The organism is Planctomycetia bacterium (assembly GCA_016795155.1).
GTDB lineage: Bacteria > Planctomycetota > Planctomycetia > Gemmatales > HRBIN36 > JAEUIE01.
The window spans coordinates 1-13,193 of record JAEUIE010000027.1 but is presented as its reverse complement, the minus strand read 5'-3'; the positions used below and the strand labels follow the sequence as shown (position 1 = coordinate 13,193).

Annotated in this window: 12 protein-coding genes; 9 read left to right on the top strand and 3 right to left on the bottom strand. The window is 53.6% G+C overall.

Translation table 11 applies throughout. The features are described from left to right. Nucleotides 1-160: 160 nt before the first annotated feature. The 3 genes from JNJ77_10620 (at nucleotide 161) to JNJ77_10610 (ending at nucleotide 2,184) form a co-directional block, all read left to right on the top strand. Nucleotides 161-1,042 (top strand): RNA polymerase sigma factor, encoded by an 882-nt coding sequence (locus tag JNJ77_10620; GenBank protein ID MBL8823031.1) that lies wholly within the window; start codon nucleotides 161-163, stop codon nucleotides 1,040-1,042. A gap of 66 nt (nucleotides 1,043-1,108) precedes the next feature. Further along, nucleotides 1,109-1,864 carry a glucose 1-dehydrogenase gene (locus tag JNJ77_10615; protein MBL8823030.1) on the top strand — a complete coding sequence of 252 codons (756 nt, stop codon included), beginning with the start codon at nucleotides 1,109-1,111 and terminating at the stop codon, nucleotides 1,862-1,864. Nucleotides 1,865-1,896: 32 nt separating this feature from the next. Next, nucleotides 1,897-2,184 carry a DUF1330 domain-containing protein gene (locus JNJ77_10610; protein ID MBL8823029.1) on the top strand — a complete coding sequence of 96 codons (288 nt, stop codon included), beginning with the start codon at nucleotides 1,897-1,899 and terminating at the stop codon, nucleotides 2,182-2,184. Between the two features lie 32 nt (nucleotides 2,185-2,216). Here JNJ77_10610 and JNJ77_10605 read toward each other — a convergent pair whose 3' ends face one another. Next, nucleotides 2,217-3,083, bottom strand: coding sequence for a LysR family transcriptional regulator (locus JNJ77_10605; protein ID MBL8823028.1), 867 nt, complete (start codon nucleotides 3,081-3,083; stop codon nucleotides 2,217-2,219). A 126-nt stretch (nucleotides 3,084-3,209) separates the two neighbouring features. On the opposite strand from JNJ77_10605, the gene JNJ77_10600 reads away from it, so the two are divergent. The 5 genes from JNJ77_10600 to JNJ77_10580 all read left to right on the top strand — a co-directional run bounded on the left by JNJ77_10600 (nucleotide 3,210) and on the right by JNJ77_10580 (nucleotide 9,872). After that, nucleotides 3,210-4,559, top strand: coding sequence for a proton-conducting membrane transporter (locus JNJ77_10600; GenBank protein ID MBL8823027.1), 1,350 nt, complete (start codon nucleotides 3,210-3,212; stop codon nucleotides 4,557-4,559). Nucleotides 4,560-4,569: 10 nt separating this feature from the next. Continuing rightward, nucleotides 4,570-6,810: a DUF2309 domain-containing protein gene (locus JNJ77_10595; GenBank protein ID MBL8823026.1), complete on the top strand. Its 2,241-nt coding sequence runs from the start codon at nucleotides 4,570-4,572 to the stop codon at nucleotides 6,808-6,810. Between the two features lie 31 nt (nucleotides 6,811-6,841). Then, nucleotides 6,842-7,681 carry a hypothetical protein gene (locus tag JNJ77_10590; protein ID MBL8823025.1) on the top strand — a complete coding sequence of 280 codons (840 nt, stop codon included), beginning with the start codon at nucleotides 6,842-6,844 and terminating at the stop codon, nucleotides 7,679-7,681. A 297-nt stretch (nucleotides 7,682-7,978) separates the two neighbouring features. Further along, nucleotides 7,979-8,950: a hypothetical protein gene (locus JNJ77_10585; GenBank protein MBL8823024.1), complete on the top strand. Its 972-nt coding sequence runs from the start codon at nucleotides 7,979-7,981 to the stop codon at nucleotides 8,948-8,950. Nucleotides 8,951-9,065: 115 nt separating this feature from the next. Next, a complete protein-coding gene (locus tag JNJ77_10580; protein MBL8823023.1) occupies nucleotides 9,066-9,872 on the top strand; it encodes a hypothetical protein in 807 nt (268 codons plus the stop codon). Nucleotides 9,873-9,993: 121 nt separating this feature from the next. Here the strand turns inward: JNJ77_10580 and JNJ77_10575 are convergent, their stop codons facing one another. Both JNJ77_10575 and JNJ77_10570 read right to left on the bottom strand, forming a co-directional pair. Further along, entirely contained in the window at nucleotides 9,994-10,473 is a 480-nt protein-coding gene (locus JNJ77_10575; GenBank protein ID MBL8823022.1) for a DUF4411 family protein, read from the bottom strand. Next, nucleotides 10,460-11,605: an ImmA/IrrE family metallo-endopeptidase gene (locus JNJ77_10570; protein ID MBL8823021.1), complete on the bottom strand. Its 1,146-nt coding sequence runs from the start codon at nucleotides 11,603-11,605 to the stop codon at nucleotides 10,460-10,462. Before JNJ77_10570 ends, JNJ77_10575 begins: the two co-directional genes overlap by 14 nt. A 329-nt stretch (nucleotides 11,606-11,934) precedes the next feature. Here JNJ77_10570 and JNJ77_10565 point away from each other — a divergent pair, with 329 nt between their 5' ends. Further along, complete coding sequence (locus JNJ77_10565) at nucleotides 11,935-13,029, top strand: NADH:flavin oxidoreductase/NADH oxidase (protein MBL8823020.1); 1,095 nt, start codon at nucleotides 11,935-11,937, stop codon at nucleotides 13,027-13,029. The last annotated feature ends 164 nt before the right edge of the window (nucleotides 13,030-13,193 follow it).

Genomic DNA, 13,193 nt, shown 5'->3' with positions numbered 1-13,193 from the left:
ATCCCGTCACTGGTTGCGAAAGCGACTGTTGGCGGGATTTGAACTTTTTGATGCGGTAAATGCAATTTCAGCGGCGGTTGTCACAGTGCATTAGGTCGCGTGTCAAAGGAGTTGTTGTCCATCCGAACAGCATAGGTTGTCCTGAACGAGGAACGCGTCAATGCCCAATCCCTTTACCGAAATCGTCGATGAATCGACTGATGTCGACCTGGTTGAGCAGGCCAGGCACGGCAGCCGTGACGCCCTGGAAAAACTGGTACTGCGACATCAATCGTGGATTTACAACATTGCCGTCCGCATGGTCTTTCACGCGCAGGATGCGGAGGAAGTGACGCAGGAAGTGCTGATCAAGGCCATCACCCGTCTGAGTACGTTCAAGGGAGAAAGCCTGTTTCGGACCTGGCTCTACCGCATCACGGCCAACCACGTGCTGAACATGAAGCGGCGCGGCGGGGAGAGAATGCATCAGTCATTCTCCAGTTACGCCCAGGCCATCAACGAAACACCTGACCTTGATCTCCCAGATCCCAAGAGCGTGCCGGTCGAGGTGCCGCTGCTGGTCGAAGAGGCCAAAATCTCCTGCACCACCGGGATGCTGCTTTGCCTCGACCGCAAGCAACGGCTGATCTTCACCCTCGGCGAAATTTTCGGAGCCAGCGATACGGTCGGCAGCGAAATCCTGGAAATGTCCGCTGACAATTTCCGGCAGAGCCTCTCTCGCGCCCGCCACGACCTTTACCAGTTCATGCACGGCCAGTGCGGTCTGGTCAACGCAAACAACCCCTGTCGCTGCCCGAAGAAGACCAAGGGCTTTATCGAGGCGGGACATGTCGATCCCGGACAGTTGCAATTCGTCCCGCTTCATATGCGACGTATCTCGGAAGCGGCAGAAGGTATCGTGCGGACCATCGAGAATACCGTGGATGAACAATACGCGGCGATCTTCCGCGAGCACCCGTTTCTCGAACCGAAGAACCAGTTCGACTGGCTGCAGCAACTGCTCGACCAAGGCGATTTTGGGAAAGCCCTTCAACTCAACTGAAGAATCTTGAAATCGCTTGTCACAGTCTCCTTCCTGTAGTGTCTACAGGGGTAAGGAGGACAAGACATGTCGAAATTGCAATGCAAAGTGGCTCTCGTAACGGGAGCGTCCAAAGGCATTGGAGCGGGAATCGCCAGGGAACTTGCCGCTGCTGGTGCGGCAGTTGTGGTGAACTACGCGAGCGACCGAAATGGCGCGGAATCCGTGGTCAATGCGATTATCGCTGGGGGTGGCCGTGCCATCGCGATTCAGGCGGATGTCGCGAAGTCCGCCGATGTCGCCCGGCTTTTTGAGCGGGCGAAGGAAGCCTTTGGCTCTCTCGACATTCTGGTCAACAATGCCGGAGTCTATCACGCCATGCCTGTCGCGGATTTGACAGAGCAAGAGTTCCATCGCCAGATCAACGTCAACCTGCTCGGGCCGTTGCTGGTCATCCGCGAATCGCTCCGGCACTTCGGACCGGATGGCGGAAGCATCATCAATATCGGCTCCGTTGCCTCGCGCTCGCATCCGCCCGGATACTCAATTTACTCCGCCAGCAAAGCGGGCCTCGATGCCGTGAGCGGCGTGCTGGCCAAAGAATTCGCCTCCCGAAAAATTCGCGTGAACTCCGTCAATCCCGGTGCCACGCTCAGTGAAGGAACGAAGGAGGCGGGGCTCTACGGTGTTGGAAATAACATTGAAAAGCAACTCATTGCCATGACCCCGCTGGGACGAATGGGCACGCCGGAAGATATTGCCAAGGTCGTCGCGTTTCTTGCCTCGGATGATTCCGGCTGGTTGACCGGCGAAGTTATCCTCGCATCCGGCGGGTTGCGCTGATACAGATTCCCTCCCCTTTATAGGAGAAACCTATGCCCGCTTACGTGGTGTTCATGCGTGAAAAGACGCTCGACCAGTCTGAACTGGAAGTCTACTGGGAAAAGGTTGCAGGGACGTTGGATGGCCGCCCGCTGAAGGTGCTTGTCGCCTACGGTAAGCATCTGACGCTGGAAGGACCAGATGTTGAAGGGGTTGTTATAGCTGAGTTCCCGACCCTGGAAGAAGCCCGCAACTGGTACGAAAGCCCGGCTTACCAGGAGGCAGCCCAGCATCGTCATCGTGGTGCCATTTATCGTGGCTTGATTGTCGAGGGAGTGTGACTGCCTTGAGCAAGCCATTCCTCAGTCAGGTATCACGCTGATTGCACCGATATTTTTTCCAGGCTTTGCACGATGTGTTCCACAAACATATCTGCAATCTTCGAGAGTTCCTCCGACTTCATCAGTGCGATTTCTGCATCGGCTAGTCGTGGCAGTTTGATTTCTTTCCGAATCTGATGAATACCCTGCGGGATCATATGTACCGGAAGAACGGTAATGCCCAGGCCTGCTTTGACGGCTGCAATGGTCCCTGCGAGACTGGGGCTGACATAGCTGATATGCCAACTGCGTTTAGCGCGGTTCAAGGCAGCCAAGGCCCGTGCCCGGTAAATGCAGGGTTGAGGAGCCAGCACCAGCGATAGCGGCTCTTCAGGCTGGTAGCCATCCGCGGCGGCCCACACCAGTGGTTCTCTCCAGACTTTCGTGCCGCCAATCACTCGCTGCGGATCACGCTTGGCAAGAATGACATCATATTCACCGCGCTGAAAGCCCTCGTTCAGATTCAACGTCAGATCGCAGGAGACATTCAGTACTACTCGTGGATGATGTTGCCGAAAGCTGGCCAGCACGTCAGGCAGATAGTGCGTGGCAAAATCCTCCGGAGTGCCGAAGTGTATTTCCCCCTCCACTTCCGGTTCGCGAAGCCGGCTGTAGGCTTCCCACTGCAACTGCATCATGCGCTTGGCGTAGCCGAGAAATAACTCCCCCTGCGGGGTGAGTGCCACTCTGCGGTTGGTCCGGTCAAACAACTCACAGCCCAGTTCTCTTTCCAGTTTTTTGATCTGCAGGCTCAGGGCAGACTGGGTTCGATTGACGGTGGCGGCTGCCTGGCCGAAGGTTCCCGTTTCTGAAATGGCAATGAAGCTCTTGAGCTGCAGAGAATCGATGAAGAAGGACATGGTACAACCTATAAGAAATACTTATCGTTAACATAAAAACAATCAATTTTACAAATATAACTGCACCGTGTATGTTGTCAAGGAAGATAAACAGAAAATCATATGCATTTGGAAAAAGGAGTTTGCATGCCGCTGTTTCACTTTCACGATGCGAACCTCATTCTGCCTGATGGCCTGGCATGGGTCATGGCGGGATTAGTGGTGTTCATCGTTGCCAATGTGACCGTGTATTCACAACGCTATCTGGCGGGGGATCGGAGGCAGGCACGTCATCAGGGAACCATGCTACTGCTGGCTGTAACCACTATCATCATGGTCTTTTCCAACCATCTGCTGCTTCTGCTCACAGCCTGGGCTGTCAGCAACGCACTTCTGGTGAAACTGATGATTCACCAGCCGCTATGGAAGGCTGCCCGTCAGTCCGGTTGGCTGGCCTTGAAAACGTTCGGCGTGGGTCTGGTTTTGCTCGGTGCAGGTTTCTGGTTACTAGCGGAAGGAGCGGGTACTGCCTTGATCAGCAACCTGATGCAAAACCAGTCTGAACTGAACACCATGAGTGTGGCGGGGTTAGTGCTGATTGCCCTGGCTGCCTTGACTCAATCTGCTGCCTGGCCTTTTCATCGCTGGTTGATTTCTTCACTGAACTCGCCCACACCGGTCTCAGCCCTGATGCATGCCGGGCTGGTGAATGGTGGCGGTTTTCTGCTGGTGCGTTTCGCGTCTGTCTATGCCACGCAGCCGATGCTCCTGCAATTCCTTTTTGTCGCCGGGCTGATTACGGCCGTGCTGGGCACGTTCTGGAAACTGCTGCAGACAGATATCAAGCGCATGCTGGCCTGTTCCACCATGGGTCAGATGGGGTTCATGCTGATGCAATGCGGGATGGGTCTGTTTGCCCCCGCCATTTCGCATCTGTGCTGGCATGGTCTTTTCAAGGCCTATCTGTTTCTGAGCGCCGGGTCTTACATACGGGAACAACGCAGCCGCGCCCGGGCTGCCGCCTTAACGCCTGCAGGCATACTTGTTGCCATCATCGCGGGTGTAGTCGGGGCTGCGACCTTTGCCATCATCTGTGGAACACCCTTCAGCCTGGCCGATACGCGTTGCCTGATGCTTGCCCTGGCAATGATGGTTACCACTCAGCTTGCTGTGGGATTACTGGGTGAGCGAATCCACATCATCCGGGTATTGGGTACCATGCTGGCCTGTACTCTCGCCGGTGGACTGTATGGCTTGAGTATCCTGCTGGTGGATTCTGCCCTCGCTTCGCTACACCGCATCGCACCTCAGCCCATGAATGTCCTTTACCTGTCTGGATTAGGCATGATCACGTTGATGTGGTTAGCCATGCTTTTCGATATTCCCGCCAGGGTTCAGCAACTTCGCTGGTGGAAAAAACTCTATGTGGCAGCGCTCAACGCAAGCCAACCCCACGCCACCACCATTACCGCAACCCGAACCGCTTATCAGTATTAAAGGAGACTTCATGTTTGTGCAGACCCAGTCCGCCCGACGAGCCAGTTCTGCAACGAACCCGGAAAGGATTTCCATCAAGGAACTGGTCACCAGTGCCAGTGATATGGTGGCCCCCGTCTGGCCCCTGAAAACCTTTATTGCCGTGAATCCGCTTCAAGGACTGGAACATCTGCCTTTTGAGCAGGCAGTTCTGGAGGCAGATCGGCAGCGCATGGCAAGCAGCGATGCTTGCAGCGGTCGTGAACGGGTGAATCGCGAAATGATCAAGTGGTGTGCCGCCTATTTTGATGAAGGGCAAGCAACCATCGGTATGCCGGGCCGCGAACAGGGGTTGTACCAGTCCTTCCGAGATCTGGCACGCTTCGATGCTCGTCTGAATTCTGATCTGCATTCGACCCAACTGCTCGAAGTGTTGCCGGAATCGCCGGAGGCAGCCATCGTGCAATGCCTGCGGGAACTGGGAATCGCACGAGAAGAACAGGAGGACTTCGTCAGACAGTCCCTGGCGGCATTGCCCGGGTGGTCAGGCTATGTGAAATGGAAAGAACTCTGGCAGAATCGCGCAGAGTTTGCCCGGCGTCCAGCCACCCTCGTGGAGTATGTTGCAGTTCGATTGATACTGACACGGATCCTGTGGCCGGGAGTCAAGGCACAGAATGCCGCTGATACTCCCAAGCCATCCTTTCTGGAAGATATGCCAGTCAGGGAAAAGCGGTATCGTACCACGCTGCTGCAGCAGTTGGCATTGCAGACCGGAACAACCGCTATCACGACTAAGAAGCGGCCGAAGGCTCAACTGGTCTTCTGTATCGATGTTCGCTCTGAACCATTCCGGCGGTCTATCGAAGCACAAGGCTCCTATGACACCCTGGGGTTTGCAGGATTCTTCGGTCTGTCTGTGCAGGTGAAGAAGTATGGTGAAGAACAATCCTATGATTCCTGCCCGGTACTGCTCAAGCCTCAGCATCAGGTGGGTGAGCAGGCATGCGATACCCCATCTGGTTGTGTGAAACGGCATGAAAGGGGTCGTTCGCTGCTCCGGATGCCGACCCGGTTTTATCAATGGCTCAAGTACAACTTCACCACACCTTTCGCCCTCGTGGAAATGCTGGGCCCCTGGTTTGGCGTGCAAATGCTGGCGCAGAGCATCATGCCTGCCCGCTTATCGAACCTGGCAGAAGCAGTTCGCAGCAGGGTAGTTCCGCCGGTATTAACGGAACCTGTACTCGATGACATCACGCTTACTCAGCAGGCCGACTATGGTGAAGCAGCACTACGCATGATGGGTCTCACAGAAAACCTGGCTCCCCTGGTGGTATTCTGCGGGCATGGCAGCAGCACTACCAACAACGCCTATGCCTCGGCTCTGGACTGCGGTGCATGCGGAGGCAATCACGGCGGGGGGAACGCACGGATTCTGGCTGCCATCCTGAATCGCCATGAAGTGCGTTCTGCTCTGGCTGAACGAGGATTGCTTATCCCATCGGATACGCTGTTTGTTGCCGGTGAGCATGATACCACTACGGATCAGGTCGAGTTGTTCCAGCAACAGAGCCTTTCCGAGCAGCACCAGGAACAATTAAGCCATTTACAAACCGATCTGGCCAAAGCCCGGGAAGCCAACGCACAAACACGAACCCGAACCTTTGGCCTGCCTTCGTTGACGGGCCAGAAAGCGGTGCGGGAAACCGTCAGGCGAAGCAGTGACTGGGCGGAAGTACGGCCGGAATGGGGACTGGCACGAAACGCAGCTTTTATCGTCGGGCCCAGGGAACTGACACGGCACCTCAACCTCGATGGTCGCTGTTTCCTCCACTCCTACGACTGGAAGACCGATCCGGAAGGCAAGTTTCTGACCACGATCCTTACTGCACCCATGGTGGTAGCACAGTGGATCAATTCCCAGTATCTCTTTTCAACTCTCAACAACGTCGCTTACGGCTCAGGAAGCAAGATCACGCACAACGTAGCTGGCAAGCTCGGCGTGATGCAGGGTAATGCCAGCGACCTGATGCATGGACTTCCGCTGCAATCAGTCTATGCCGCCCATGATCAGCCTTACCATGAACCACTGCGTCTGCTGACTGTGGTGTATGCGAAGCGCACCACGGTAGATTCCATCATCCAGAAACAGGATGTATTGAAGAAACTCTTTGGCAATGGCTGGGTCACCTTGGCTTGTATTGACCCGACCGATCATCAACCTTACCTGCTCAATCGCGACCTGAAGTGGAGTTACCATGCTGAATAAATCATCGCCCTATCATGACGCATGTATACTCATGACGACGAAACATGCGAAATCTATAGCAGTGGCTCCAGCGTTTCAGGAAATTCTGGGTGCAACAGTCACTGAGTATACCCTGGACACCGATCAACTTGGTACCTTTACCAGGGAGGTGGAACCCACTGGTACGGTGCTGGAGACCGCTCGTCGCAAATGCGAATGGGGAATGAACCAAATCGATGCTGACTATGGGCTGGCGAACGAGGCCTGTTTCGAACCAAATCCAGGATATCCCTTCATTCCATTCTCTCTGGAAGTGCTCTATTTCATCGACCGCAGGCGGAATTTTCATCTGTATATGCGTCGATTTCACACCTTAACCAGCTACCAGCACGAGACGGTGGACTCCGTCGAAGCACTGCTACAGTTTGCCGCCAGGACACAGTTCCCCTCGCATGCACTGGTATTGCGGCCCAACGTCTGGAAGCCCGGGGAGCCTATCTACCCTGGCATCGATAATGCCAAAAATCTGGCATACTACTACCAGCTCGCAAGAAAACAGTCCGCCGATGGATTGGTCTGGGTTGCGACTGATATGCGTGCCCATGTCAATCCGACACGCATGGCGGAAATTGGTTTGCTGGCACGCAAGCTGGCACGTCGGCTGTCTACACCATGTCCGATGTGCCATGCACCCGGCTGGGGACCTGTTGGCAAGGATCAGCGACTCTCACGTAACTACTATGGACAACCATCCCAGCAGACAGAAAGCGAAACGTATGGATGTGTTCTCTGTGATCATACCCAAACCCGTCGATACACCGATTACCGCACCAGATACTGCCGCGACCGGTCGATGGGGTTACAACCCAGACAGTTCCACATCACACCATGATGAATGATGGTCAGCAATCGGTGTGGTCAGTCGACTTTTTGCTGTCCAATGGCCTTATTGGACGAGCGAAGTTGTCAAATTCACGGTTTTTCAGCTATTGCATTCCGCGATCCATGCGTCTGAGTAGTTGTGCTTCCTGAGATTACCAGTTAGCCTTTAGGCAGTACATAAACCCAGATAAGGCCATTCATGTTTATTTATCATGCTGTTTTTCTTTTCTCGCTTTTAGTCACAAAGTCTACATTCGCGTGGAACGACCAAAAGCCAAGGCATATTCCAGGCGACATTGTTTCTGAAATGAGCAAGAGTATCTGGAGCGTTTTCCAGGACAAGAGCAACCACCACTGGTTCGGCAGCGATGGCCAGGGTGTCTTTCGGTATGATGGAAAAACCCTGACGCAGTTCACCACGAAACACGGGTTGCCTGACAATCGAATTCGTGGCATCCAGCAACACAAATCAGGCGACATCTTCATCAATACCACCAAAGGTGTCAGCCGCTATGATGGGCAAAAATTCACTACGGTGAAAGTAGCAGAGAAGCATCCTCCCGGTACTGGATGGAAGCTGCAGCCAGATGACTTGTGGTTCGGCGGTGCCCAGAACTCTGGGTCCGTCTATCGCTATGATGGCACCGCCTTACACCAGTTGGCCTTCCCGACAACCAAGCGTGGCGATGACCACTATGCTAGCCTCCCGCGTGATAAATTCCCCAATGCCAGGTATACCCCGTACGACGTTTACTCCATCTATAAAGACCGGCGTGGCAGCCTGTGGTTTGGCACCGCCGACCTGGGTGCTGTCCGCTACGATGGCAAGACCTTCGACTGGCTGTACGAAGACCGTTTGACCAATGTGCCTGGCGGTGGCTCCTTTGGCATCCGCTCCATTGTGGAAGATAACGAAGGGAAGTTCTGGATCTGCAACACCAGGCACCGTTACAACATCTCGCCGAAGAGTAATAGCGGTCAGATCAACTACCAGCAAGAACCCGGCCTGGGCGATCTGAAAGCCCAAGTCGGAGAAGACTCCTTCTACTTCGCGTCCGCCATGACCGACAAGCAAGGCCACCTCTGGATGACCACCTACAACGAAGGCGTCTGGCGGTACGATGGCAAAACCCTCACCCGCTATCCCATACAAGCAGATACCAAGCAAATCTGGATTCAGTCCATTTACCAGGACAAACGTGGCGACTTCTGGGTAGGCACCAATGGTGCCGGAGTGTTTAAGTTTAACGGAAAGACATTTGAGGAGTTCAAACCGTAAAGATTGAAGCAAATGAAGGATGTCATGATTATTGGGGTGCGCGATCCAATGAGCCGGGGTTTTCTGCCTGCAAAGTCGCTATGATCTATAGCAGACATCTCAGCGAAGACCAGCCATGCAAATCGTCTACCGCAATCGAGCACCGGGGAGAGGGTTAGGCTCCATCGTGGCGGGCGTGTTGCTCTTTGTCATCGGACTGATGTGGCTGTTCATGGTAGCAGGGATGTTCAACCTTTACTGGCACCGGGCCCACTACATCGAAGGCGAACTTGAAGTAACTGCTTACCATTATCAGGAACAGGTTGATCGCAACAGGTACGGGAGGAGCCGACCTTCATCCCATCAAAATCAGATTGAAGGCATCTTTCATCCTGGCGGCCAGAAGGTTTACACCAACGACCGCGATGTCTCCGTGATGGTGTTTGAAACCGAAAGCAGTGCAGTAGGTACGCAGCCTACACGCCAGGAAGTGGAAGGGAAGAGATACAAGGTGATTCACTGGCCTGACCACGAGCAACAGTGGTGGCAGCCAGCTGCAACGATGTCGGGTTCGATCCCTGAACTGCGACATCTGCTACTACATTCGCTGATCCTGTTATTTCTGCTTGTCAGCGGTGTGCTGCTTATTCGCCGGGGAAAACGTCGAGCTTTGATGGCGAACAGGCAGCCTGCTGGCCCTGGCCAGTGGCCTCACTGGACGGGTGGCGTGTTCATGCTCACCATCGTTCTCTGGCTCTTCTTCGCACTCCTTACCAATGTCGTGTTGACTAGCGAGAAGCTGAACCGTGATGGCACCGAACGCCTCGCCCGCACTACCAAGGAATGGATCGTAGCTGGAGTATTCACCACGATCTTTGGCATCGTGGTGTTGCTCATGACCTGGTTGTGTCTGAAGGCGGTGAGACATCGGTTTTCGAAGTAGGTGTGGAGAACTTAATGTGCAACGTAAGTGCAGATGATTTTCAGTAAATAGTTGGCTAGAATCGACGGAATGGGTTGCTTTCGGCACTGCCTCTCCGAACAAGCGTAACTTGTAATGGACATTAACCCAATTCGCGCCCCGATTGCTTGATAATTTCAATGAATTGGACGCAGTTTACTCCAACATCAACATGTCTGCAAACGGCAGGTATTCTCCAATGTGCCATCTCGGATGGAAGCTGATGTTGTAGCCGCTCCTCAGATACAAGATCAATTTCATCAACCGATGCGCGAGCTATGATCAAGAGGTCGTTTTCGTCCACACCTTTCGGACTATATCGCTGACGAATTCCGAGAATTGTCTTTATGCGTAATGCTTCTTGAGCAATAGCGTTCGTAATCTCGGAGCATCTGAATCCGTTTTCTTTTAGCCATGTGTCGCAATCGGGTATTTTGCGGGTGATCGCGTCGTACGCCACGCGGCAGATGTCAAGTTCTCCATCGTTAATCTGCTCCGCGACCCATTCCCAGAGTCTTGGAAAGTTCTCGATCGGATAAGTATCCCACGCATGGATTATTGAAGAGGCGTCAACTGTTTGCAAGATGCGCCTCCAATTCATGCAAGTCCGACACCTTAAGGTTGTCTAGGTATGTGCTAGCCTTAGCTAATGTAATGCGCTTAGTATGCAACGCGTCGAATACTGATCGCACATACGATTGACCAAAAATATGAATTGGTTCGCGATGTCGATATTGTCTGCTTCCTCCCTTTGTCATTGGTGTTCGCACTTGAGCACGCCACTTTCGGTATGCCTCGTACTGAACTTCTTCAAGTCGCCCGATATCCAATAGTCGACGAAGAATCACTTCGGCACTGACGCCCCAGCGATCCCTATATTCCCAAAGCCAATCATCATACGCAGATACATTCTGGGGTCGTGTACGGTCATTAATCTGATCCAAGAATGCCTTTGGTACGAGCACGCGCCCGGCAAAACGGTTTGCATCGCGTTCACGACCTTGATAGTGAAAAAGATCCTTGTCCTCATCTATGAAACTGCCTTTGTGAAGTAGGATGTGTCCTAATTCATGGATCAGAGTAAAAACCTGTCTGGCCTCGAATTCTTGCTTTCGAACGACAATTACTGGGCAGCGCTCGAAGTAAAGTGAAAACCCAGCGATTGTACTCTCTCGTGGGAACTGCCATGCTCCCGCATATCCCATGCTCCTAAGTACAAGTATTCCCTTTAACTCGACAGCTTTACGATATGATTCAAATGTGTTGTGGTCTCGAAGTCCGAGCCACCTTCTTACTTCCCGTGCTGCAACCTGAATGTTACTTGGGTCGATTTCCGGTGGTGAAAATTCGCGCCACTCTTTTCCAAGCTCTTCTTGAAGATGCAAAAATACATGTCGAAACCATTCAGCCTTCTCGATGAGATCTTTGACTTTTGGAGACAAGTCCGGCTTCTGGCTTGTAAGTGTTCGAAATTGTGGCGTGTACAGCTTTTGCTCATTTACACGTCCAGGCTCAAGGAAAAAGAGGATTCCTCGGTTGAAGTAAGCCGCGAGGCTTTGCAGTTGCCTGAACGTTAGACCGCTTTCACCATCCATGACTCGCTGAAGTGTAGAGTCGGAGATACCGATCGCATTAGCAACGTCCTCAAGGGCTGTTCCACGTTCGGCACAGCACCACTCGATTCGTTTCGTATTGATCGATTCTATACGATCCATGAGCGGTCCAATGCATCTCTCATTTGTTTCACAAAGCAAGAGATGGTTACTTGATAAGTGAGAAGCCTCTCTATCCTCGCGAATGCACTTGCTTTCGTGTACTCGCACGAACCTTATATATCAAAGATAAGACACCATTCGCGATGGCTTCGCAAGTTCTGTTAAACAGTTTGCTGCAGTTATTATATCACATAGGCAACGTTAGTAGGGCAAGGAATCAAGCCAGTGCAAGCAGGCTATGATGTTGGTAAACCTGTCTGTACACATATGCATGACACCACTCAAGTTGCATCATATCCTAAACACTTCCCAACCCCACGAGACCCCCTATGCCCACGCTCTTCGATTCCTACACCCTCAAGGATGTCACGTTACGCAACCGCATCGTGGTGTCGCCGATGTGTCAGTATATGTCGGAGGAGGGACAAGCTACCGATTGGCATCGGGTGCATTACACGTCGCTGGCACGGGGTGGGGCGGGTCTGGTGATGGTGGAAGCGACAGCAGTGTCGCCTGAAGGGCGTATTACCTGGGCGGATGCTGGTCTCTGGAACGATGCACAGGCCAAGGCGCTCGCACCTATCGTGAAGGCCATCAAGCACTGGGGAGCGGTGCCTGGCATTCAGTTGGCCCATGCGGGTCGGAAGGCTTCTGCTAATCGGCCTTGGGAAGGGGATGATCACATTCCCGAGGGGCAGCCTAAGTCCTGGCCGACGATTGCACCGTCATCGATTGCGTTTGGTGCCAACCTCTCGCGTGTCCCCCGTGAGATGACGCTGAAGGATATTGCACGCGTGCAAGCCGACGTGGTGCGTGCTGCAGAACGTGCCCGTGACGTGGGCTTTGAGTGGCTTCAACTCCACTTCGCGCATGGCTACCTGGCCCAGAACTTCTGGTCGCCTTACTCGAACAAACGGACCGATCAGTACGGTAGCAGTGCCGAGAACCGGGGACGCTATTTGCTGGAAACGCTGCAGGCTGTTCGTAAAGTCTGGCCGCAGAACCGCCCGCTTACCGTTCGCTTCAGTGTCGTCGAGTTTGATGGCAACGATGAGCAGATGATTTCGGAATCAATCGTCCTGCTGAAACGGATGAAGCAGAATGGACTCGATTCGGTCGATGTCTCCATCGGGTTCAACACTCCCACCGCGAAGATTCCCTGGGGTCCGAACCTGCTGGGCGATATTGCTGCAAGAGTGCTCCGCGAGACAGGTCTGCCCGGCACCACCAGTTGGTTTATCAACGGAGCAGCCGGGGCTGACACCTTGATCCGCGAAGGCAAGATCGACTTTGCCACCATCGGCCGCCCATTCCTGACCAACCCCCATTGGCCCTACCAGGCCGCCAAGGAACTCGGTGTGGAGAATGCAGCCTGGAAGACGTTGCCCGCGCCGTATGCCCACTGGTTGGCGCGGTATCGCTAGACGTTTAGTACGCCGCGGAAGGCTCTAGAGCATTTTCAGTTCCATTCTTGCGGCGCATATCCTGCATGTCGGAGGTAGTTGGCGCATTCATTAGGCGAGAACCAGTCGAGGCACTGGCCGCAGAGTTGATCACATGCTTCCTTGGTGCGTGGCTTGCGTTTGCG